The sequence below is a fragment of the Microcystis sp. LE19-131.1A genome (assembly GCF_027532015.1).
Taxonomy (GTDB): domain Bacteria; phylum Cyanobacteriota; class Cyanobacteriia; order Cyanobacteriales; family Microcystaceae; genus Microcystis; species Microcystis ichthyoblabe_A.
In genome coordinates this window covers 1-23,048 of record NZ_JAPZSS010000136.1, presented here as the reverse complement: position 1 = coordinate 23,048, position 23,048 = coordinate 1, and the positions used below count along the sequence as shown (strand labels likewise).

The following is a 23,048-nucleotide window of genomic DNA, read 5'->3' as shown; positions in this document are numbered from 1 at the left end:
TAACTTTCCTGATCTATTTTAACCCATAAAAGCACAACCAATTAGCGGCGGTGGCACGGCGAGTCATGCGGGGATTGAATTCGCCAATTTTATAACCGGTAAACCCCAATTTATCTTTTAATAATTGTTTATTTTCTGGCAAGATCGATCGAGTTAATTTTACTGTTGGGGGACGATTGGCAATAAAATCCGGGGGTTCGGGATATTCCCGTCGCCAATCTTCCTCTACTTGACTATTATCCCATTTTCCTTGACTTTCATCGTAGCGATAACCTAAACTTTGCCAAACCAATTTATTAACGGTTTCGTCGTCAATTTCATCGTTAATAATCGCCCAAATTATCTCTATATTTAATTCTGGTAGTTCCATAGATCAAGTAAATGGGTGATGGGGTGTGGGGTGTGGGGTGTGGGGATGTGGGGAAGTGGGGTGTGGGGAGAATAAATAAAATAATCTCCTATCTCCTGACTCCTATCTCCCGACGACCGGTTACTGCCTACGGTTAAAATAACTGTTGAATAACATCATTTATCTTTGCGCCTAACCTAGCCTATTTTGCCTCCTTCTAACGCCAAAATTATTTTTATCTTAACTATCGGTGTGGTGTCGGTTTCTGCATCGGCAATTTTTATCCGGTTAGCGATCGAAGCAGTAGGTAATGCTACGATCGCATTTAGTTTATTTCTAGCGACTTCTCGTCTGATATTGGCTTCTGTTGTCCTAATTCCGAACTGGTTGACCTTATCACGCCAAAAAGTCCCTGTTCAAGCCTATTATTACGCAGTGGGGGCAGGATTTTGTTTAGCTCTCCATTTTGCTACTTGGATTACTTCTCTATCCTACACCTCGATCGCCGCTTCCACCACTTTAGTCACTACTAATCCCCTCTGGGTTTCCCTGTTGGGTTGGTGGTGGTTTCGAGAAAAACCGACTAAATTAACCTTTATCGGCATTTTTGTGGCTTTAACGGGGGGATTATTGATTGTTTTAGCCGATCGAGATGTGAGTAGTTCTTATCCTAACCCTTTATTGGGCAATAGCTTGGCTTTAATTGGGGCAATTCTCGTCAGTGGTTATATTCTCCTCGGACGGGAAGCACAAAGAAAGGGCTTAAATATTAAGAATTATATAACTGTAGCCTACACTACCGCAGGATTAGCCTTATTACCTTCTATTTTTTTATTTGGTCAAGATTACGAAAGCTATCCCCTATCCGTGTATGTTTATGTGTTAATGATGGCGATTTTTCCGCAATTAATCGGTCATACTAGCTTTAACTGGGCTTTGCGATGGGTAGCACCGACAATAGTAACCATGGTAATTTTATTAGAGCCAATCGCCGCTAGTCTGTTAGGAGTGTTCATTTTTGGTGAAATACCAGCCCAAGAAGTCATTTATGGCGGATTAATTCTATTAATCGGCGTAGGCATTGCTATTTTAGGCGGATAAGCTGTTAGTGTATCTAAATTACTGGTTAAGTGCGATCTCGATCGCCGATTGTAACCACAGACACAGACTAGATTAGTGTACAATGCTAACTGAATGAGAGTTTAAGTAGGTAGATCTTAAAAACTTGCGGATGCCCCCCTTATCAAGGGGGGATTAAGGGGGGATCAGCACCCCCTTATCAAGGGGGGATTAAGGGGGGATCAGCACCCCCTTATCAAGGGGGGATTAAGGGGGGGATCAGCACCCCCTTATCAAGGGGGGATTAAGGGGGGATCAGCACCCCCTTATCAAGGGGGGATTAAGGGGGGATCAGCACCCCCTTATCCAAGGGGGGATTAAGGGGGGATCAGCACTCCCCTTATCAAGGGGGGATTAAGGGGAGGTCGAACCCAGAATCTATCTTTAATTTAATTATAATCAGCTACTTAGACAATCTGACTCAATTGAAAAATAGGGTTTTTGGGGAATTAATTCCCTGACTAAAGTTAGAAATATCCGATCATTTGCGTAATCTGTAGTTGAGATATAAAAAAGTCAGTAGTTTTCAGGAAAAACGGGGGTTTGAAAAGTGAAATTAAAAGGAAAGGGAATACAGTCAAAACTGTCATCATCCGAGTCGGGTTTCTCGATGTTAGAAGTGATGATTGCCATTTTTACTATTACCGCTTTCTTAACAGGAACCTTACAGTTAATGGCGTTCACTGCCTTATATAAAGTTCGGTCAGAAAGACAGGCTCAAGCTAACTTTTGGATTCAAGAAGATTTTGAGGATGTCAAATTTTTAGCTTCGACTTTAGATGTGAACTCCAGTCCTCCCAACCCCTACATCACCCCAGATGTATGTACAAATATCAGTCAGGGTTATGCCACAGCTTTAAGAAGAGAACTAACGGCTACTCTCCCCCCCACCAATCCACTGCAGGAACAATTAGTAGGGACAAGATCATTTGTCCGTAAAAACTATTCTCTCTATCAGACTTTTAATATTACTTCGACTAATCCCCATCGTCTCCGTATAGAGTATGAAGTGAGATTAGCTGATGATCAAACTGCTGACGATTACCCCAACCAAGAAAATGTTATTGCTAAAAGTTCTGTCGAGGTGATTCCCAATGCGTCGTTTGAATGTCCATAAAAATCAGGGTTTTACCCTGTTAGAAATTTTGGTAGCTTTGGCAATTACGGGAATTCTTGCCGCCTTAACTGGACCTAATTTATCAGCTTGGTTGAATAGAAATGAAGTCCAACAAGCCACCGATGCTATACAATTAGCTCTAGAGGATGCCCAAAGACAAGCCATCCGTCTAGGGAGAATTTGCAGGATTAATTTTACCAACGGGACTAGCAATAATCCCACGGTTTACTCGAGAATAACTGCTTTAGATAAGGACTCCAATCCTGACCCTGGTTGTTTAGTAGCGGCTAATGCTAATGCGGGTTCCCTAAATCTGCCACAGGGAATATTTATGGTGACGAATTTTCCCTTCCTAGGCGAGAGTCCGGGGGTACAGTTTTCCTTTCGGGGTCATGTGCCGGGGTTAACCTTTGTTCCGCGGGCAAACCAAGCGATAATCGTATTATATCCCGCCGCCGATGCCACCGCCGATCCCTATCCCAACCAAGAAAAAAAATGTCTAGTTATCGCTTCTATGCTAGGAATAGTTAAACAAGGCACTTATACTGGAACTTCTCTAAGTAACCTCGATGCCAGTAATTGTCAAATCCGTCTCGATGGAACGAACTGAACCCTAATCAGTTATCAGTTATCAGTTATCAGTTATCAGTTATCAGGTGTGAGTTATCAGTTATCCGTTACCAAATGTGAGTTATCAGGTGTGAGTTTTTAGTTTACTGATTACTGTTCACTGATTGCTGTTCACTGTTTACTGATTACTCATTACTTTTGATTGCTCAGAAATAGTCGTAATTTCAATAAACTGAGAGTTTGACCGAGATTGAGGGGAAGGAGGGAAATGCCTTCTAACCGCGATTGTAACCAACCATCGCCCCAATACCATTCGTGATAGCCATCGATACCTTGACTCAAAAGCAAGCGTAAACACTGGTCATTGGCCAATAAAACCTGATGTTGTACGGGGATTAAACCTAACCAAGAGGTAAAAGTCAAACCTTCCTCTAATTTATCGGGTAGATTGGGTGAGAGCATTTGCGGCCACAGCCATTGACGGAGATGAGCAGTTTTGAGCAAACTATCCCCGATAGCCTGTTCACTGGCCGAGATTTCGATACGCAGCTGACTTTGTTGAAAATTGCCGAACATATGATTGTCTGATAATTTTTGTTAAGTTAGTTAAAGAATAACTAAAAATCGGGACAGCGTTTTCCAAGGATAACAGTAAGTAGTATGGCAGATAAATTAATCCGCGCCACGGCCGCCGATGGGGGAATTAGAGTAGTAGGAGTGATTACCACCCGTTTAACCGAAGAAGCTCGCCAAAGACATCAATTATCTAACGTAGCCAGCGCTGCTCTCGGTCGCACGATGGCATCGGCTTTACTCTTGGCTTCCAGTTTAAAAAAACCCGGTTCTAGGATCAATATTCGCATTAAAGGCGATGGTCCCCTGGGCGGTGTTTTGGTTGATGCTGGACTCGATGGCACGGTGCGCGGTTATGTGGACTATCCCCAGGTGGAATTACTCCCCAATGCTAAGGGTAAATTAGATGTGGGTCGCGCGGTGGGTAACAAGGGTTATGTGCGAGTCTTACGCGAAGAAAAAGGCGAGGGGAGAAATGAACTTCAAGAAAGCATCGTCGAGATAGTTTCTGGGGAAGTGGGGGAAGATATCGCCTACTATCTAGACCAATCGGAACAAATTCCCTCCGCTTTGCAAGTGGGGGTTTTTGTCGGTACAACCACAGGAGTAACGGCAGCCGGGGGAATTTTATTACAAGTTCTCTCTAAAGAAGCAGCCCGGGATGAGGTCTTAGTGGCTCGTTTAGAGTCGAGATTGCGAAAATTAACGGGATTTACGCCTCTTTTACGCGCAGGAAAAGGACTAGAAGATATTTTTCAGGAACTTCTCGGAGATATGGGTCTAGAAATTTTTCCGGCTGTGCAGTTGCTGCGTTTTGATTGTGATTGTTCTTTTGAACGGGCCCTAGGAGCTTTAAAATTCCTCGGGGTCGATGAATTAAAAGACATCATCGAAAAAGATAAACAAGCGGAAGCCGTCTGTGAGTTTTGTCGGGAAGTGTATAATGCCAACGAGAGACAATTAATCGAATTAGTCGAGTCTCTACAGGCTGAATCTTGCTGAGAAGTTGGGCAATGAGCGCCATTAGGGTAAAATCTATCTAAAATATCTGCTGGGGAGTTGTGAATGTCTAAAGGAAAAGAATTAACCGAAAATCTAGTCAAACGAGAATCGATTGACCCCCTGACTCGTTGGCCAGAGAAAACTAAGTCTTTTCTTTTTCTCTTTTGGTCTCGATACCAGCATCGTTTCACTTGGAAAGTTTGGGCGGCTTTATTTGTGGTGGTCTTTGGCGGTGTTGGCTTTCTCGCCACTTGGCAGTTATTAAATATGCAGAAGTCGCCCAATTGCCCAAAAATCTTCTGGCCTATCGCTTCTGCCTCCCTGCGTCTCTACTGCGCTCAACTTTCCGCCGATAGTCGCACCGTGGCAGGTTTACTCGAAGCCATTGCCCTGGTGGAAGCTTTACCCGATGACCATCCCTTGCGATCGCAAGTCAATCAACAGGTGGAAGAATGGGCGCGAGATATACTGAATTTGGCCGAAAAAGACTATCAAGCGGGAAATTTAAAGCAGGCAATCGCTAAAGCTCGTCAAATCCCCAATAATATGGCAGTAGCGGCAATTATTGAAGAAAGAATCGCTAAGTGGCAAGAAACTTGGACGGAAGGCAACGAGATATTAAGCAAACTAGAGGAAAATCTCCGCGCTTCCAACTGGAATCAATCTTTCCGTCTGGCAGTGGATTTATTGAACTTAAATAACGAATATTGGGCAACGGTTAAGTATAATGAAGCGATCGCTAAAATTACCGTCGCCCGGGAAGATAGCAGTAAATTAGATAATGCCTTTAATCTCTTTGCCCGGGGCGGTCTCAACAATTGGTTCAAAGTCATCGAAGAAGCTAGAAAAATTCCAGCCAGCAGTTATGCCTATGAGGAGGCACAAAAATTAATCGCGAAAACCGAGGATAAACTAAAAGAATACGCCGAAAGATTAATTGAGCGGAAGCAATGGCAAGCTCTCCGGGATTTGGCTAACCAAACCCCCAAAGACCTCAAAATTAAAGCAGATGTCACCGATTGGTCTCTCTTGTCGGAAGCGGCCTTAGATGCGGAAACTGGCACGGTGGACGGATTAGAAGCCGGCATACTGGGACTAGAACAAATTGACGCTTCTCGACCCCTCCATCAAACGGCCCTAGCTATGAAGGAGCGCTGGCAATTACAGGTACAGGATCTAAAAATACTGTCCGAGGCTAGAGATTTAGCACAAGCAGGTACAATCGAGCAGTATAGCGCCGCTATCGCGAAAGCGGGAGAGGTCCCCCGTAATAATCCCCTCTGGTCGCAAGCACAGCAGGAAATTGGCTCTTGGAATCGTCAAATACAAGTGATTGAAGACCGGCCGATTTTAGAACGGGCGCGGGAAATCGCTATCCCCGGCGATATTAATTCCCTCAGTAGTGCTATTATTCAGGCCCGGGCTATTGGCAAGAATCGGGCCTTATACCGAGATGCTCAACGGGAAATTCGCGACTGGCAAGCGCGGATTGAACGCATGGAGGATCAACCCATTTTAGATCAGGCTCAAGCTTTGGCCAATCTCAAAGACTATAGCACAGCGATCGAAACTGCCAATCAAATTCCCCCCGGTCGCACTCTTTCCTCGGAAGCTTCCCAAAATATCCGTCGTTGGCGCCGAGAGTTGCGGGCCCGTCAAAATCTCCAACAGGCTAATCAATTAGCGGCGACGGGAAGCGCAGAGGGTTTAACCCGAGCGATTGCTTTAGTTACCAATATTTCCACTCAAACCGACGCAGGTGTGCAACGGACTGAATTGCTGGAACGTTGGAGTTATCAGCTTTTGTCTTTAGCCACGGACCAAGCTAATAATGGCCGTTATCTGGAAGCTATTCGCCTTGCTGAATCCGTATCCCGGGAAAGTACCGCCTACAGTTCGGCTCGCTCCCAAATGCAAGGCTGGCGCAATATTCTCCAACCGCCGGCCCCACCACCAATAGTTGAATCGACTCCCCTTTCTCCAGAGTCCCCGATAGAAACACCAAGTCCGGGTCAATAAATTGATACAGTCTTGGGGCAGTGAGTGTAGCGAACCACAGAGACACAAAGGACACAAAGATCGATCGCTACTATATAAGTTAAACTTATCACACAAAGAATAAGGGAGCCAAATACCTGTATTATCCTAAATCCGGTTATTAAAGACTGATTATCTATTCCTTCTCTTGTCCCCTGCCTATCCTGATGATATTTAGCCTATACTCAACGGATTTAGTATAGCCAACAAATAACCAAAGCCAATTTTTAAAAGATAATAGGTGTTATGAATTAAATTAATTAATCAAGCAAAAAACAGATATCCGTAATTTCTATAAACCTCCTGCATAATTAATTTTTGATGGTTCAAAAACGGCAATAATAAGGATTAAATAACACAAAATCTTTAAATAGACCATTTAATTGATTATTATTCATTCTTAATTCTCCTGACTACTGGCTACTGACTCCTAACCCTAAAAACGATTTTTGATTTCTGTAAGAGGTCTTATGAAAGCAAGTGAGGTACTGGATTTATATGCCAAAGGGAAACGCAATTTTAAAGGAGTAAAATTAAAAGGACAGTGTTTTCGCGGACAGAATTTATCGGGGGCTAATTTTAGTCAAGCAGATCTGCGTGGTACTAATTTTCAAGAAGCTATTTTAGAGGGAACTAAATTTACCGAGACCAGGGCAGGATTACTAAAGCGCGGTCGGCTACAATTAATTTTAATTTCTTGGTTAATAGCGGCTTTCTGCGGCTTTGTGTGGGGATTAGCTGGTTATTATCTAGCTTTAATGCTGGTGACGGATGTAAGCCAATTTAAAATCATTGGTGCGGTGATAATCACGATTTTATCCCTAATTTATGTAAGATTTTATCGTCAGCGAGTTGGGGGATTACCCTTAGTTTTATCCTTGATTTCTGGTCAATCAACAAGTTTTATCCTAGCAATTTTCATCAGCTTAATTTTAACTTTATTGACAGTAATTATCTTGGCTTTTCAGGGAGCATTAGCTGGAATAGCCGTGATGAATGGAACTTTTTCTATAGCTTTGATTGTTGGGGTTTGTGGTACTTTATTCACCGCTTATCTGGCCTGGTTGTCCCTAGAAGAATCGAGACAAACAATCACGAAATCGATAGCAATTGCTTTTTTAGCCAGTAAAGGTACAAATTTTTGCGGCGCAAATCTGCAAGAAGCCGATTTCACGGGAGCGCAGTTAAAAGCCACTGATTTAAGGGCAAAAGATTTAACTAGAACTCGATTTTATCTGGTATCGGGCATCGAGCGAGCGCGCTGGGAAAAGACAATTCTGGACGAAGTTGCGATGAGAAATCTTCTGGTTACTGGTCAAGGGGAAAATAAAGCTTATATTGGCTATAATTTTCGCGGACTGAATCTTTACGGGTTTAACTTCAAAAATGCCAACCTGACTAGGGCAAATTTCAGCGAGGCAAATTTAGCCTACGCTAATCTAGAAGGGGCAAATTTAGCCCATAGTAACGTGATGAGAGCCAATTTACAGGGAGCCACCTTGACGGGTGCTTGTATCGAAGCTTGGAAAATCGCCGAAAATACCAATTTAGAAGGGGTTGATTGTGATTATATCTATTTAGTCGAGTGCGATCGAGAGCGCCGTCCCAGGGAGGGAGAATTTGGGGAGGGGGAATTCCGGCAATTGGCCCTGGAGCAGCGAAAATTGTATATTGAAGAATAAGATAACTGCTATACAAAGCTAAAATTGCGGCGCCGAGGCGGGCAATTAGAGGGATAATAAGACCAACCCCGATCGATCGGGTGTCAGAGGCGGCGGAGTTACATCCCGATGCCAAATAAGGTTATTTGCCCTTTTCCCTAACCCCTATCCCCCGACTGGTAACTGATCACTGATAAGCGATGGTGAATATTTCTAATCAAGTTATACCCAATCGGGGACTAGCGCCCCAGGCAAAAGCCTCCGATGTCCAAATCCTAGCGGCGATCGATATTGGTACGAATTCGGTTCACATGGTAGTAGTGACAATTGAACCGTCTTTACCCGCTTTTACGATTATTGCCAGAGAAAAGGATACAGTCCGTCTGGGCGATCGAGATAGGAAAACTGGTAAATTAACCCTAGCGGCCATGGAAAGAGCGATCGCGGCTTTAAAACGCTGTCACGATCTGGCTATTAGTCTCCATGCGGATCAGATTATCGCCGTGGCCACCAGCGCCACCCGGGAAGCAGCCAACGGTGACGAATTTTTGGCTTTAATCGAGAAAGAAGTCGGTATTTCTGTAAATCTCATCTCTGGACAGGAGGAAGCGCGCCGGATTTATCTCGGTGTCGTCTCGGGAATGGATTTCCAAAATCAAGCCCATATTATTATCGATATTGGTGGCGGTTCCACGGAATTAATCTTAGCCGATAGCCAAGAAATTCGCTTTCTTAGTAGTACCAAAATCGGCGCGGTGCGTTTGACCCAAGATTTGATCACCACCGATCCCATTAGTACCACAGAATTAGCCTATTTAAGGGCATACACCAGGGGAATGTTGGAGCGGGCAGTAGAGGAAATTAAACATCATTTACAGGTGGGAGAAGTGCCGCGTTTAGTGGGAACTTCTGGGACGATCGAAACTTTGATGACTATCCATGCTTTGGAGAAATTGGGGTTAATTCCCAATCCTTTAAATGGCTATCAATTAACCCGCAAAGATGTCAGAGAATTGGTTAAACGTTTCGCCAGTTTGGACTATCACCAAAGACTGGCAATTCTGGGGATGTCCGATAAACGGGCCGAGATAATTCTAGCTGGTTCGATCGTGCTTTTGGAAGCGATGACCATGTTAGATGTTGATAAGTTAGTTCTCTGTGAAAGGGCCCTGCGAGAAGGGGTAATCGTCGATTGGATGCTGACCCACGGTTTAATTGATAATCGGTTACTTTATCAGAGTGAAATCCGTCAGCGCAGTGTCTTGAAAATAGCGAAAAAGTATCAAGTTAATTTAGAATCGGCCGAGAGAATAGCGACATTTTCCTTGTCTTTGTTCGAGCAAACCCAAGCACAATTACATTCTTGGAATCAGGAGGCTAAAGATCTATTATGGGCGGCGGCAATTTTACATAATAGTGGTTTATATGTTAGTCATGCTGCCCATCATAAACATTCCTATTATTTAATTCGCAATGGTGAACTGTTGGGCTATACAGAAATAGAGTTAGAAGTTATCGCTAATATCGCTCGTTATCACCGTAAAAGTAAGCCGAAGAAAAGACACGATGATTTTATGAAATTAACGGAATACTATCAGTATATGGTCAGACATCTAAGTGCTATACTGCGCTTGGCCGTGGCTTTAGATCGACGACAAATAGGAGCGATTAAAAAGATTGAATGTAAGTACGATCCCGAATATAGAACCCTACATCTGCATCTTTTTCCTAATAATGCTGAAGATGATTGTGCTTTAGAATTGTGGAGTTTAGACTATAAAAAACCCGTTTTTGAGGAAGAATTTGGGGTGAAAGTAGTGGCAACTTTGGCATTTTTACCCTGAAATCATGAGCGATGAGTAGCTTGAAATCGGCAAGATTGGAATTTTCGAGACTTGTTACCCGTTATTCTAGGTCAAGATTATCGACCGTGGCAAATTGATAATTTTTGTTGATAGTCAAGCAGGAAAACAGTTAAAAACTGCGAAGTTACTGTTATAATCCAGAGGAAATAGGAACGCAGAAAGAAAAGGAGCCGAAAAACTTGTTGCAATTAGCCAAAATCAGCCGCTCGATCGCCCTTGGTTGCTTAGGAACAATACTGACTAGCTTCCCTGTCCTCTCGGCCGAGAGAATCACTTTTATCTTAGCGCCCTTTAGTCGTACCCTAGAAATTAGTTCCCTAGAAAAGTTTGTCGAGACTGGCAGAATTGACGCTAATCTAAGACAATATTTAGGTAATACCACACCCGAACAACAAAGAGAATTTCGCCAAGCTTTAACCACAAGTAAAGAAATTAATCCCGTCCTGATCTCGCGCTTTTTTAACACCAGAATGGGGGAAGATATTCTCAACCTTTTAGGGGAACTGATCACCATTCAAGGGGGTATTAATGGTAAATTTGCCCTGCGTTCTGCCCTAGTTAAATCAGCTTTTGAACCGGAAGGGGTAACTATTCTTAGCCTGCTGCGTAATCTGCCCACTAATATGCAGATTGATGTGACAAAAGTGCAAAGATTAGCCCGGGCGATCGATGTCGTCCTGAAAGCCACCACGGTATTTACGGAAAAGGTGGCGCAATTATCCTTAGAAGAAGCTAAAAAGGCCGGTGAAATTAATTTTACCGCCATGACCGACCCCCGACAACCCGGACCGCAACAAGTGGAACAGATGCGGCTGGATTTAACCGATAGCCGTCGTCAGAGGAAACTTTATCTAATTATTGTCAAACCCAAGGGGCAATTAACCCAGAAAACCCCCGTTATCGTCTTTTCCCACGGTTTAGCTTCCCGTCCTGAAGATTTTGTCCGACAAGCGGAACACTTGGCTAGTTACGGTTATCTCGTCGCTATGCCCCAACACCCCGGCAGCGATACCCTACAGGTGCAGAATCTACTCGCCGGTTTATCGCGGACGGTTTTTTATACCAACGAATTTGTTGATCGTCCATTGGACATATCTTTTGTGATCGATGAATTGCAAAGACGCAACGCGGGGGAATTTCAGGGGCAATTAGATTTAGATAATGTGGGAGTTGGTGGACATTCCTTCGGCGGTTATACAGCCTTAGCTGTGGGTGGAGCGACAATCGATTTCGAGAATCTACAACGGGACTGTCAAAGAAGATTGGCTTTTCTCAATGTCTCCCTCTTGCTGCAGTGTCGTGCTTTGGATTTACCCCGGGAAGAATACAACTTTCGCGATCCGAGAATCAAAGCGATTTTTGCGGTTAATCCGTTTAATTGGAGTATTTTTGGGGCTAAAGGACTGGCTAAAATCGAAATTCCCACTTTTGTGGCGGCAGGAACCTACGATCCGGCTACCCCCGCTATTTTTGAACAGGTGCGCTCTTTTCCCCTGCTCAAAACCGAAAATAAATATTTAGCTCTGATTGAAGGTCAAGCTCACGTTGACTTTTCGGTACTAGATGCGGGAATTAACGAAGCGATCGAATCCATAGCCGATCTTACCCTGCCAGCACCATATCTGATCGATAGTTACGCCCATTCCCTATCTTTGGCCTTTTTTGAGGTGTATATTCGCAAAAACCCCAGCTATAAACCTTTTTTACAGGCGGCCTATTCCCAATATCTCAGTCAAGGCCAGGAGTTTAGATGTTTTCTGATTACCCGCGCTTCCTCGGCTGCTTTAGAACAACTGATCAAAGATTTTGTTGCTCAAAATGTCCGTTAATCAGTGATCAGTTATCAGTTAACTGATCACTGAAAAAAATTACCACCTCCTACTCCCAATTCATAATTCATAATTTATGTTTGTTGAGGGCGTTTAAGTAGTAATTGGATAGCCAAAAGAATTAAACCAATGGTGACAAAAACAAAAATAAAGGTTCCTAGAGAAGCTAAACCAAAAACTAAAGTTCGGACAGCACTGCCAATTCTCAAGGCGATCGGACTGTGAGCGACCATTGGTTTTGAGTAAAAAGAATGACCGATCGCTGCCGTGAGATAATAGAGAATTGTCCCCAATGCTGCCGAAATTGCCGCGCCAACTAAACAGCGAGTAGGAGTAACTTTTTTGGTTTCTAATTCTGTGGTCATTACTTTTTATTCCTCAAATACTGCCCGGGTTAAATTTTAATTAGGGTTTGCTGAAAAAGTTTTTCGTGGGGGTAGGGTGTGGGGTGTGGGGTTTTACGGATTTTGAGGGGGTCAGTTACCTAATTTTCAGGGAAAAAGTCCTGGAATTTTACCCCCGATCACTCCAATAGCTGGCACTTTTTGAGGGAAAAAAAGTCTAAAAGTCTTATCCAACAAGGGTTTTAGATTTATTCAGCAACCCCTAATTAAACCTCTTGCATAATTAATTTTTGAGGGTTCAAAAACGTCAAAAATAAGGATTAAATGGCATCAAATCTGTAAATAGATCATTTAATTGATTATTATTCATTCTCAATTTTCCTGACTACTGACTCATAACCCTAACAACAATTTTTGATTTTTACAAGAGGTCTTATGAAGGTAGATCAGACAGTGATGCAATTCAGACTTGAATCAGCCTATTATGAAAACTTTTCTGACTTTTCTTCAGCTATTTATGGATGCCTGAATGATGCCGATCTGAAACATAAAAAACAACTGGATTCCTTGCTTACTCTAGGATTTCAGAAGTTTAATAAATCTCAGATTATGAACGTCCAAAGTATATAAACCCCCAGTAGATGGGAGTGCCAGAGCTGCGGAGCAGTAACCAGTAAACAGTAAATAATGAAATATGATTTGCTGATGACTGATCACTGATCACTGAATTTATCTTTTAGCGGCAACAATGGCAAAAACGGTGGTATGGGGATCATCTTTTAAAGTCACCCCTTCCGGCATTTTTAAATCACCCACGAGCAGGAATTGCCCCACACCGATGCCCGAAACATCAAATTCGATCACTTCCGGGATATTATCAGCAATACAGGAGACATTAACTTCGTTAACGAACTGTTCGATTAAACCGCCCTGTTTGGTTCCGATCGCTTCTCCTATGGCTTTAATCGGAACGACGATATCGAGCTTACCGTGGGCAGATACCGAGAAGAAACTGAGGTGATAGAGATTTCTTTTCCAGGGATGAGATTGTACCTCTTGGATCAAAGCTTTTCCCGTCCAAGGCATTTCCGGAACATTGACATCCACCAGGGTATTATTCACCGAGGCCTTTTTAAGCAGGGTTAAGGCCGCTTTTTCTCCCACCACGAGGGAAACCGATTCCGTGCCGTTATGGCCATAGAGAACCGCCGGGATCAAACCCTGACGACGTAGAGCCCTGGGGTTAATATTTTCGGGTCTTTTTTGACATTCAACGCTAACTTGCATAGTTGACTAATCCTCTTTAGCAATGATTTAAAATTCGTAATTATCCCAAGGCGAGCCATTTTCGTCCAAAAGAGCGCGTTTGGGTCCGTGAATGGGATCTTCAACGATAATAGTTTGGTCGCGACTAGCTCCTAGGGAGATAATAGCGATCGGTACTTCCATGATCGCCCCTAGGAATTTTAGATAATCGAGGGCCTGTTTGGGCAAGTCTTCCAGACTCCGACAAGCGCTGGTGGGTTGTTGCCACCCCGGCATCGTTCGGTAAATCGGTTGACAACGGGCGAATTCCACCGCACTACTGGGTAAATGGCGACAGGTTTTGCCGTCCAATTGGTAGGCGACACAGACTTTGATTTCCTCTAGGGTATCGAGAACATCTAATTTAGTGATCGCTAGACAGTCTAAACCATTGATTCGCACTGCGTAACGACCGATAACCGCGTCAAACCAACCGCAGCGACGACGGCGGCCGGTGGTGGTCCCGAATTCCGCCCCACGATCGCATAATAACTGCTCGACATCCCCCTCTAATTCCGTCGGAAATGGACCTTCACCTACCCTAGTGGTGTAAGCTTTGGCCACACCGATCACTCGATCGATTACCGTCGGACCGATGCCAGAACCCACACAAGCACCCCCGGCGATCGGATTGGAGGAGGTAACGTAGGGATAGGTTCCGTGATCGAGGTCGAGTAGGGTGCCTTGGGCCCCTTCAAAAAGAATATTCTTACGCTTGCGGATTGCTTCGTAGATTTTTAAGGAACTATCGACCACATGGGGACGCAGTTTCTCGGCATATTCTAGATATTCCTCGATCACCGTCTTCGGATCTAAAGGCGGTAAGTTATATAACTTTTCTAAAATGACGTTTTTATAATTGATCGTCCATTCTAGTTTTTGCTGCAGATTCTCGGTATTGATCAAGTCGATGACTCGAATACCGATGCGCTCGGATTTGTCGGCATAGGTGGGGCCGATACCCCTTCCCGTGGTGCCGATTTTATATTTCCCCCGTTTTTCCTCGGATGCTTGATCGAGCAGCCGGTGATAGGGCATAGTGACATGAGCCGTTTGCGAGATATAGAGATTGTCGGTAGTAACATTGAGGGCGTGTAATTGCGCCATCTCTTTGAGTAACACCGAGGGATCTATGACTGTTCCAGAGCCGATTATACATTCCGTATCCGGGTAGAGAATCCCAGAGGGAATTAGATGGAGTTTGAACGTTTGTTCATCGACGACGACGGTATGACCCGCATTTACGCCACCTTGAGAACGCACCACCACATCCGCCGATCGACTCAGCAGATCCGTGATTTTTCCTTTTCCTTCGTCGCCCCACTGAGCGCCGATTACAATAACGTTAGCCAAGGTATTTTAGTCTAGCTAAAGTTCACACAAACTACCATTATCCACACTGGATAGATATTTTGTCAAGAGCATTATTGATTTAGTTATGGCTTTATTTCGTCGTCCTTCACCACGTTTATTCACCCTATTTACCTTTTTCTTGTTGCTCTGCCCTGGGGCAGCGTTCTTTTTCCAAGGGAAACCATGCCGCGAGACTTTAGCCCCTCTGCCTCAAGATCCATAGAAAACGGGTTTCTCAAAGAAACCCGTTTTCTGGAATAAGAGGCGATCGCAAATTTAATCTCTCTCAATTAATCAACTGGAAGCTTTAGGAGAAGCTTTGTTAGATTTTACCAAAGCGGGAGATTTAGAGGAATGGGTGCGATCGCTTCTGTAGGTGAACCTGGTGTTAAAACTATTTGGTTGGGACTGGGAAGATGACATAATATCAGCGAGACTTGGAAGCTATCTGATCACATTAGTTCCCCCAGAGAACCCCCTTGAGCCATCCTGCAAACTTTTCTCTCTTTGTCAAATTTTATGTTAAGAAAGATGTGACTAATGGATAGGGGGAGAAGGGGAAAAGCAAACCTAAGATTAACCCTGCACCATCACCGAGGCAGCCGCAGCCACACCGGCGCCGGGGGTGACACTTTCGACACCTAACTCGATTAAAGTCGCTTCAATGGCAGCGATAACCGTGAGGATATCCCTCTCACTGGCAAAACCTAAATGACCGATACGGAAGATTTTACCCTTGAGGTGATCCTGACCACCAGCCACAGCGATGTCGAACTTTTTATTGAGAGTCGAACGAATTTTTTCCGCATCCACCAGATTGGGGGCCACCGCAGTAATCGCCGTGGAAGCCCAGGAATCCGCCGCGTAGAGGGGCAAATCCAGGGCGCGCATACCCGCCCGCGTCATCTTCGTTAAGCGTTGGTGACGGGCGAAAATTGCCGCTAATCCCTCCCTTCTCATCATTTGCAGAGAAGCTTGTAAACCGTACATCAGGTTAACTGGGGGGGTAAAGGGGGAACTATCCTCATCGGTGGCTTTTTTGTATTTGCCCAAATCTAGATAAAAACGGGGCAGTTTGGCGGTTTCGTAGGCTTTCCACGCTTTTTTGCTTACGGAAACAAAACCTAAACCGGGAGGAATCATATAACCTTTCTGGGAACCAGAACCGACCACATCTAAACCCCATTCGTCGATGGGAATATGATAAGCTCCTAAACTGGTGACAGCATCGACGATAATTAAAGCTTCCCCGTGGTCTTTTACCGCTTTGTTAATGCTTTCCAAGTCATTGAGAACCCCGGTGGAAGTTTCTGAATGGGTAATAATTACCGCTTTGATGGCTTTTTCCTTGTCTTCGGTCAGTTTAGCGGTGAATGCTTCTGGATCTAGGGGTTTACCCCATTCTGCCTTAACTACATCCACATTTAAGCCGTAGGCTTTCGCGACTTTCCCCCAACGTTCCCCAAATTTACCATTATCCCCCACCAAAACTCGATCGCCGGGGCTGAGAAAATTAATAATTCCCGCTTCCATGACACCGGTTCCCGAAGCGGTTAACATTAAAACATCGCCACTGGTTTGATGCAACCATTTGAGATTTTCGGTTAATTCGGCGATTACCTTGCTAAAAGCACCCGTCCGATGACCTATCGGTGCTTTAGCCATAGCCAATAATACCGCTTCCGGCACTGGTGTGGGGCCGGGAATCATCAACATATTTTTATTTTCCATGGTTCGTCCTCTCTCGTTGGGCCATATTTAACAAAGATAAAAAACCAAATCTCGATCGCATCAATTCTGAGGGGTTGATTTAAGATTTGGCAAACTCTGATTATATCGCAGGAAGCAGGGGGCGGTCGGCAGGAGGCAGGAGTTAGCTTTTTTCTCCCCAATTCCCCACTTCATAATTCGTAATTTATAATTCATCATTCCGACTCCCCACTTCCTAACTCCTATTCCCGATTTTCAAACAATTTCTGGATACCGACGGCAGGATCGGGCAGTTTTACCAAAGATTCGCCGATTAGAACTGCATTTGCTCCCGCTTGCTTCACTTTTGCCAGATCTGTTGCTGTGTTTAATCCCGATTCGCTGACGATCAGAATACCTTTTTCTCGCACCTTTTCGCCTCTAGCTTCTAGTAATTGGCGAGTATTGTCTAAATCAACTGTAAATGTCTCTAAATTACGGTTATTAATGCCGATTAGTTCGATTCCCTCAATGGCTAACACTCGATCGAATTCGGCCAGACTATGCACCTCTACCAAAGCTGTCATCCCTAAACCCTTGACAATTTTGACAAAATATGCTAGGTCTTGATCGCTTAAAATAGCGGCAATTAAAAGAACAGCATCGGCTCCTTTAGAGCGAGCGTAGTAGATTTGATAGGGATAAAGGATAAATTCTTTGCATAATAGGGGTAAAGATACCGCTTGCCGGACGAGGCTAAGATTTTCGTAACTACCTTGAAAAAACTTACTATCGGTTAAAACCGATAAACAAGTGGCTCCTCCCTGTTCATAGGTACGGGCGATCGCTACAGGATCAAAATCTTCGCGGATGACTCCCTTGCTAGGAGAAGCTTTTTTGACTTCGGCAATCAAAGCGGGTTGGGTTTTACCCTGTTTTAAAGCGGCTAAAAAGTCGCAAGGTGGCGCAGTATTGGCTATTTTTTTGCGTAATTCCAATAAAGGCAACCTTTCGCGCAATTTATCGACTTCGATCTCTTTATGCCAAACGATTTCTTCTAAAATATTTTGCGGTTGTGCCTCTGGCACTTTCACCACATAACTCAAACTCTCAACTTTAACGGCAGGATTGGGGTGTTTTCTTCGGATCTGCATTTTTTCACTGTCCAGAGCTTAACAGTGATTAGTGTAACAGTGATTAGTTATCGGGGATTGAAATAGAGACGGGGAAAACCACGTCTCTACAGACATTTAACTCTACTTCTGTGGATATTCCCAGTCTTCACCGAAAGGCTATTGCATAGCTTCGATCGAACGTTCTAAAATTTTATCTTGGAGTTTTTCGTCTTCTTGACGATTTTCAGTTAATAAAACCCGCGCTTTCGCAGTTTCTGCCTCTCCTTCCCCTAAAAGCTCCTCTGTACGAGTTAAGACATTCTCTTCGAGCATTCCTTCTGCTTGTCGTTCTTGGGTTAGATTAAGACGTGCTTTTTCTTCAATATTCATAAATTTATCCCTGCCACAGGTGCGATCGACTTCTACCTTTAGTCTGACACAAATTTGCTATTCCGTATCATTAACTACAGAAAAATTTAGAATCTTACTGGTGAAACTGAGATTTAGGTATTTGTTCTCATTCCTTAAATGGACAGGGATCGATCGACCTCAAGCTATAAAATAAAACCTATGGAACAATTCCCCAGCTTAATCAAGCTTGTATATCGGGCGAATAATTATCGATTGCCTAAACCAACAGATTTCTGGACACTATCCGATTCTATCGTAATATCCTATTTGTACAGCTTATGACCAAAGGTAATTTAAACGATCTCATCCGTACAGAAGCTAATAAAGAGGTAGAATCCCAAACCTCTCCTTCTCCCAAACGTCCGAAGGAAACTAACGCCACCCTACAGGCAAAAATTAACGACTTGACAACAGAATTAGAAAAAACTGAGAAAAATCAGCAAACTCTCCAAGAAAAGGTTATTTCTCTGGAAAAAGAAGTCCAAGAACATCTGGAACTCTCTGTCAGGTTACAGCAGTTACAACAACAGACCGAGCAGTTAGAATCTGTCCTCTCGGAAAAAACCACTTTGGTGGCACAATTATCGAGTCAATTAAGTCAATCCCAGACGGAACTAACCGAGAAAAAACAGTTGATTGAAAAATTATCGAGTCAATTAAGTAAAACAGAAATAGAACTGACTGAGAAAAAACAGTTAATTGAAAAATTATCGAGTCAATTAAGTCAATCCCAGACGGAATTAACCGAGAAAAAACAGTTGATTGAAAAACTATATAATCAAATTAAAACCCTAGAAAATAGTCCCACCCCCACCCCTGAACCGTCGTCAATTACTAAACCTGCGCCGAAGAAACCCAGTCTTTATAACTTTGAAATGGCAACTTTAGTCCGTTATATTGCCCCAACTCCTACCCCCACAGAGTTAACGGATTCCGATATCGGTTGGTTCGATTAATTATGGCTAGTAAAAACCAAGAACAACAACATCCACAGGAAAGAATTGATCGCCCGATTGTTGATCAGCTGCTGCAATCAGAACCTAATGATTTAAACTTAGCTGAATGCGCTCGTTTACGCATACGTTATCAAAACTTTCCGGGGGCAAGAGAAATCCAAAGAGATTTAGATTTAATCCTAGAAAAATGGCAGTTAGATGAAGCCAGTTTATGGGCAAAAACTCGACAACTGCACAGTCACGGACAAGTGTATCAAATTCGCCAAAGCGAGGAGCAACAGGATTGGAGTTAAATTAAGCTATAGGGTTGAAAAAAACACTTCTTCCCTTTCACCTTATCTCAGAAAATAATATTATTGTAGGGGCGAATTGCATTCGCCCTCTTTTAATAACTTCTGCTGCTCGCCTATATGTGAGAGAAAGTCACAAATAGGAGATGCACCAAAAATCAAACCTATAATTTGATTTTATCTAATAATCTCTGAAAAGGATTTTTTGGTTTGCTTGCTGGCGGATCTGCGGGGGGATTAGGATCATCTAGATAACGATAATATCTCCAGATATCCCAGTAGGGACAGCCCGGTTCAATGCGAATTCCTGCCCAATGTAAATATTTTAAGGGCTGATTTAATCTCGGATCGATTAAAATATTCCCCTGAGGTTGAAAATGAGAACTTCCCCCCCAATTTCCCGCTTGACAACCCGGAGCGCGGACAATATTAAATCGATTGGGAACTCGTTTGAGAATGGTATAATTAATAATCGGTTGATCGGAGGTTTTTTGAGAAAAATCAAAATATTCTGGATGAGCGGCACATTCTTGAAAAGCACTATATAATTCCTGTTCTGAGAACAGATTCTTTTTACTAGCCCAAAAACCACCGTTAAACATTCCACTTAGATCATTTTCTGTGAAGATTCCTTGTTCTAAAACAATCGGATTAAAGACATCAGTAATCCCTTTTTTGTGTTGGTAATCACAGCAGAGAAAATCGTAGGTATCGAGGAAATTTAGATTATCTATTATTTTTTCAAAAACTACGATATCCGCATCGATATAAAGAAATTGATCTAATTCTCCAAACCAATACACCTGCTTGCGAAATTGATTGGGACGAGCAAAGAATTTTTCTCCAAAAATATCATAGATTTTCTGGGCTAATTCTTCCACGATCACTGATCACTGATAACTGAATAGCCGATCGATCTTTCTCTGTCAACTCTTAAAATTGATGCGTTTTATTTTTGAATTGGCGAATAATGAAGGAAAGATCACTGCTACTTAAACAGTTTTTTCTTAAGTTTAGCCAGAGAACTCTGCATCCATAATTTTTTAAGTCGCAGGGGTTCTAAACCTTCTATATCAGCCGGATAGCGTTTTTTAATATCAAAGAAATCATTAATTTCTCTTAAAATTGTTTCAAAACGTGGTAATAATTTTTCGGGATGATAATCATCGATAAAATTAGCAGGTAAAGAATTAACGGGAAAATTACGGGCATAATTAAGAATACGTGACCGATCGTATTGAGTGGAATAGGCCCCGATTTTTTGACAATTGAAACCGGGATCGAGATAATCGGCTAGGGCGCTATTGACGCTAGAAAATACCGTACAACCACAGGCTAAAGCTTCCAGGGGCGGTAAGCCAAAACCTTCCGTTAAACCGTTTACAGCCCAATATTCAGCCGAATCGTAGAGATAAACCCGACTACGATTGAATAATCCCACTAAATCCTCCACATAGCTATCTAAAACCTTAAGGCGACAGTGGGGACGGAGGGCGGGAACTAGACGATTGAGAAGATACTTTGAGGATTTGCGCCCCTGTACTAGGACATCGATATCCCTTTCTAAGCCTAAATTGAGAAATTCTGAGCCAATTTGATTAGGAAGATAGTAAATTAAAGCATTAGGAGCCTTTTCTCCCCAATAACCCATAGTATTACGGCTAACGGTTATAATTGGTATTTGGGAGGGTAAACGGAAGCCGTAACCTGTACTATGGGCATGATAAATGATATTATGCGATCGCAATTTTTGCACCAGTTTAGGAAGATCAAAACCCCAGCTAACCACAAAAATACTGTCATCCGAGCTTATTTTCGCGAGTATATCCTCTAAAAAGAGATAATTTAACTCTTTTTGACGATAAGTCACAATCTGGGCGCTACAAATTTGACTAGCTAAATTGACAGTTTTCATTTCTGCCCACAGTCCACCCCCACCAAAGGGAGAAGTAGTACCGGGCAAGAGAAAATAGAGGTTTCTCATCGGGATAATAGAAGTTTTGGTTAAGCGGTAGTCTGGAGACTCGGCTATTCTATGCTTAATTATTAAGGTGTGAGGTATCTAAAGGCAATAGTCGATCGAGCATAGATATTATACTATAGCGTTTCCTGTTCCCAAGAGGTACATTATCGATGTCGAAAAATTTAATCAGCAAAGGTTAAACTGTGCCACACAGGTGTGAGAAACCTTATATATCCATTGATATTAGCAAGGGGTTTTTAATACTTAATTACTCTATTTTTATTCGGATGAAAAATGAACTAGAGATTCTATGACCTAGAACACGGAGATCGCCTAAGTATAAATACTCGAAAAATCGCTATTTTTTGAACTTAAATGATTGTTTTAAGTTCAATTAGTCTTTAAAAATATCTTGTTTTTTCTTGCGAGGTTCCATAGTATTAAATTCAGAGAAGTAGCTCGACAAGCCTGACAACTCTTGCCAAGACTTTTGTATTTATAGCGTTTCCTAAGCTAGTGAGGTACGCCTATTTTTCTTCCCTTTTGCCGTTCGGCGGTTCGGCTGAGCTCACGGCCGAAGCCTTTTGCCTAAAACCCATAACTTTTGTACCTCATCAGACTGAAAAACGCTATATATAGTCAATTACGATCGCGACCGTGTTCCCTAACCAATTCGCTCGTAATTATCCGTGGATTTCTAATTCCAACCGACTCATATCTCCCCTCCCCGAGGCTCCCCTCGCCTTCAGTGCCGACGCGATCCAATGGCCAGAAAGCTGGCAAAACAAAACCCCCGTACTCACCCCCACAATCTAACCATGAACGAGAACCCGAACCCTATCCCCGCCATCCTACCCCGATCGGCGTGGGAGAGCCAGATCGCCTATCTCTGGGCCGTATTCCAGGCGAAAAAAGCACTGGATGAAATTGAACGAATTCAGAACGAGAAGACATGAAAGCTCGATCTAATCCGCATCCAGTAACCCCTCATCTCTCATCGAAAATTTGGGTCTGAAACCCCGTCGTTCTACGACGGCTTTACTGTTAAATATGAGCATCGTTTACGAAATATATGCTAAAATGTGAGACATGGAAAAAGCCTATTCTTACCGATTTTACCCAACACCCGAACAAGAGTCGCTATTGCGGCGCACATTGGGCTGTGTAAGATTAGTTTACAACAAAGCTCTCCACGAACGAACACAAGCTTGGTACGAAAAGCAAGAAAGAGTAGGCTACGCTCAAACTTCTTCAATGCTAACCGATTGGAAAAAGCAAGAAGAATTAGACTTTCTCAATGAAGTAAGCTGTGTACCTTTACAACAAGGGTTAAGACATTTACAAACAGCTTTCACTAATTTCTTTGCTGGTCGTACTAAGTATCCTAACTTTAAGAAAAAACATCAAGGAGGAAGTGCCGAATTTACTAAGTCTGCTTTTAAATTTAAAGACAAACAAATCTATTTAGCCAAATGCACAGAACCTTTACCTATTCGATGG

Annotated in this window: 21 protein-coding genes and 2 pseudogenes; 13 read left to right on the top strand and 10 right to left on the bottom strand. The window is 43.1% G+C overall.

Annotated elements, in window-relative coordinates; translation table 11 throughout:
- Positions 1-13: 13 nt before the first annotated feature.
- Positions 14-370, bottom strand: a complete 357-nt coding sequence (locus O9323_RS11465; RefSeq protein WP_002752462.1) for a DUF1823 family protein — start codon at positions 368-370, stop codon at positions 14-16.
- A gap of 186 nt (positions 371-556) precedes the next feature.
- Here O9323_RS11465 and O9323_RS11460 point away from each other — a divergent pair, with 186 nt between their 5' ends.
- The 3 genes from O9323_RS11460 (at position 557) to O9323_RS11450 (ending at position 3,195) form a co-directional block, all read left to right on the top strand.
- The gene (locus O9323_RS11460) at positions 557-1,450 is read left to right on the top strand and encodes a DMT family transporter (RefSeq protein WP_271935010.1); all 894 of its coding nucleotides are present in this window, start codon (positions 557-559) and stop codon (positions 1,448-1,450) included.
- A gap of 628 nt (positions 1,451-2,078) precedes the next feature.
- The gene (locus O9323_RS11455) at positions 2,079-2,585 is read left to right on the top strand and encodes a type IV pilus modification PilV family protein (RefSeq protein WP_002752457.1); all 507 of its coding nucleotides are present in this window, start codon (positions 2,079-2,081) and stop codon (positions 2,583-2,585) included.
- Positions 2,563-3,195 (top strand): pilus assembly FimT family protein, encoded by a 633-nt coding sequence (locus tag O9323_RS11450; RefSeq protein ID WP_002752448.1) that lies wholly within the window; start codon positions 2,563-2,565, stop codon positions 3,193-3,195. Before O9323_RS11455 ends, O9323_RS11450 begins: the two co-directional genes overlap by 23 nt.
- A gap of 152 nt (positions 3,196-3,347) precedes the next feature.
- On the opposite strand, the gene O9323_RS11445 is transcribed toward O9323_RS11450, so the two are convergent.
- A complete protein-coding gene (locus tag O9323_RS11445) occupies positions 3,348-3,731 on the bottom strand; it encodes a hypothetical protein (RefSeq protein WP_002737184.1) in 384 nt (127 codons plus the stop codon).
- An 84-nt stretch (positions 3,732-3,815) separates the two neighbouring features.
- Between O9323_RS11445 and hslO the strand changes: the two genes are divergently transcribed.
- The 5 genes from hslO to O9323_RS11420 all read left to right on the top strand — a co-directional run bounded on the left by hslO (position 3,816) and on the right by O9323_RS11420 (position 12,122).
- Positions 3,816-4,730, top strand: coding sequence for an Hsp33 family molecular chaperone HslO (gene hslO, locus O9323_RS11440; protein WP_002752445.1), 915 nt, complete (start codon positions 3,816-3,818; stop codon positions 4,728-4,730).
- Positions 4,731-4,793: 63 nt separating this feature from the next.
- On the top strand, positions 4,794-6,749 hold the full coding sequence (locus O9323_RS11435) for a chromosome segregation ATPase (protein WP_149107873.1): 1,956 nt from the start codon (positions 4,794-4,796) through the stop codon (positions 6,747-6,749).
- A gap of 488 nt (positions 6,750-7,237) precedes the next feature.
- On the top strand, positions 7,238-8,449 hold the full coding sequence (locus O9323_RS11430) for a pentapeptide repeat-containing protein (protein WP_149107872.1): 1,212 nt from the start codon (positions 7,238-7,240) through the stop codon (positions 8,447-8,449).
- A gap of 179 nt (positions 8,450-8,628) precedes the next feature.
- Entirely contained in the window at positions 8,629-10,272 is a 1,644-nt protein-coding gene (locus O9323_RS11425) for a Ppx/GppA phosphatase family protein (protein WP_288125133.1), read from the top strand.
- A gap of 200 nt (positions 10,273-10,472) precedes the next feature.
- On the top strand, positions 10,473-12,122 hold the full coding sequence (locus O9323_RS11420) for an alpha/beta hydrolase (RefSeq protein WP_288125132.1): 1,650 nt from the start codon (positions 10,473-10,475) through the stop codon (positions 12,120-12,122).
- A gap of 74 nt (positions 12,123-12,196) precedes the next feature.
- Here O9323_RS11420 and O9323_RS11415 read toward each other — a convergent pair whose 3' ends face one another.
- Positions 12,197-12,487 (bottom strand): DUF3082 domain-containing protein, encoded by a 291-nt coding sequence (locus O9323_RS11415; RefSeq protein ID WP_002737160.1) that lies wholly within the window; start codon positions 12,485-12,487, stop codon positions 12,197-12,199.
- Positions 12,488-12,934: 447 nt separating this feature from the next.
- Between O9323_RS11415 and O9323_RS11410 the strand changes: the two are divergent.
- Positions 12,935-13,096 (top strand): annotated as a pseudogene (locus O9323_RS11410) (IS630 family transposase); the annotation flags it as partial.
- 99 nt (positions 13,097-13,195) lie between these two features.
- Here O9323_RS11410 and O9323_RS11405 read toward each other — a convergent pair.
- Positions 13,196-13,753, bottom strand: a complete 558-nt coding sequence (locus O9323_RS11405) for a 50S ribosomal protein L25/general stress protein Ctc (protein WP_002736662.1) — start codon at positions 13,751-13,753, stop codon at positions 13,196-13,198.
- A gap of 27 nt (positions 13,754-13,780) precedes the next feature.
- Positions 13,781-15,124 (bottom strand): adenylosuccinate synthase, encoded by a 1,344-nt coding sequence (locus O9323_RS11400; RefSeq protein WP_002776296.1) that lies wholly within the window; start codon positions 15,122-15,124, stop codon positions 13,781-13,783.
- A 289-nt stretch (positions 15,125-15,413) separates the two neighbouring features.
- On the opposite strand from O9323_RS11400, the gene O9323_RS11395 reads away from it, so the two are divergent.
- The gene (locus tag O9323_RS11395) at positions 15,414-15,500 is read left to right on the top strand and encodes a DUF4351 domain-containing protein (protein ID WP_223210794.1); all 87 of its coding nucleotides are present in this window, start codon (positions 15,414-15,416) and stop codon (positions 15,498-15,500) included.
- 200 nt (positions 15,501-15,700) lie between these two features.
- On the opposite strand, the gene O9323_RS11390 is transcribed toward O9323_RS11395, so the two are convergent.
- The 3 genes from O9323_RS11390 to O9323_RS11380 all read right to left on the bottom strand — a co-directional run bounded on the left by O9323_RS11390 (position 15,701) and on the right by O9323_RS11380 (position 18,318).
- Entirely contained in the window at positions 15,701-16,855 is a 1,155-nt protein-coding gene (locus O9323_RS11390; RefSeq protein WP_016517061.1) for a pyridoxal-phosphate-dependent aminotransferase family protein, read from the bottom strand.
- A gap of 221 nt (positions 16,856-17,076) precedes the next feature.
- Positions 17,077-17,967 (bottom strand): indole-3-glycerol phosphate synthase TrpC, encoded by an 891-nt coding sequence (gene trpC, locus O9323_RS11385; RefSeq protein WP_002752425.1) that lies wholly within the window; start codon positions 17,965-17,967, stop codon positions 17,077-17,079.
- Between the two features lie 138 nt (positions 17,968-18,105).
- Positions 18,106-18,318 carry a hypothetical protein gene (locus tag O9323_RS11380; protein WP_002735306.1) on the bottom strand — a complete coding sequence of 71 codons (213 nt, stop codon included), beginning with the start codon at positions 18,316-18,318 and terminating at the stop codon, positions 18,106-18,108.
- A 299-nt stretch (positions 18,319-18,617) separates the two neighbouring features.
- On the opposite strand from O9323_RS11380, the gene O9323_RS11375 reads away from it, so the two are divergent.
- Both O9323_RS11375 and O9323_RS11370 read left to right on the top strand, forming a co-directional pair.
- On the top strand, positions 18,618-19,295 hold the full coding sequence (locus O9323_RS11375) for a hypothetical protein (protein WP_002791301.1): 678 nt from the start codon (positions 18,618-18,620) through the stop codon (positions 19,293-19,295).
- 2 nt (positions 19,296-19,297) lie between these two features.
- A complete protein-coding gene (locus tag O9323_RS11370) occupies positions 19,298-19,588 on the top strand; it encodes a DUF3288 family protein (protein ID WP_002738029.1) in 291 nt (96 codons plus the stop codon).
- A gap of 161 nt (positions 19,589-19,749) precedes the next feature.
- Here the strand turns inward: O9323_RS11370 and O9323_RS11365 are convergent.
- Positions 19,750-20,469, bottom strand: a pseudogene (locus tag O9323_RS11365) (Npun_R2821/Npun_R2822 family protein); the annotation flags it as partial.
- Positions 20,470-20,573: 104 nt separating this feature from the next.
- On the bottom strand, positions 20,574-21,569 hold the full coding sequence (locus tag O9323_RS11360) for a glycosyltransferase (protein WP_288125131.1): 996 nt from the start codon (positions 21,567-21,569) through the stop codon (positions 20,574-20,576).
- A gap of 1,068 nt (positions 21,570-22,637) precedes the next feature.
- Here O9323_RS11360 and O9323_RS11355 point away from each other — a divergent pair.
- On the top strand, positions 22,638-23,048 hold a 411-nt coding region (locus O9323_RS11355), incomplete at its 3' end, for an RNA-guided endonuclease InsQ/TnpB family protein (protein ID WP_287628375.1).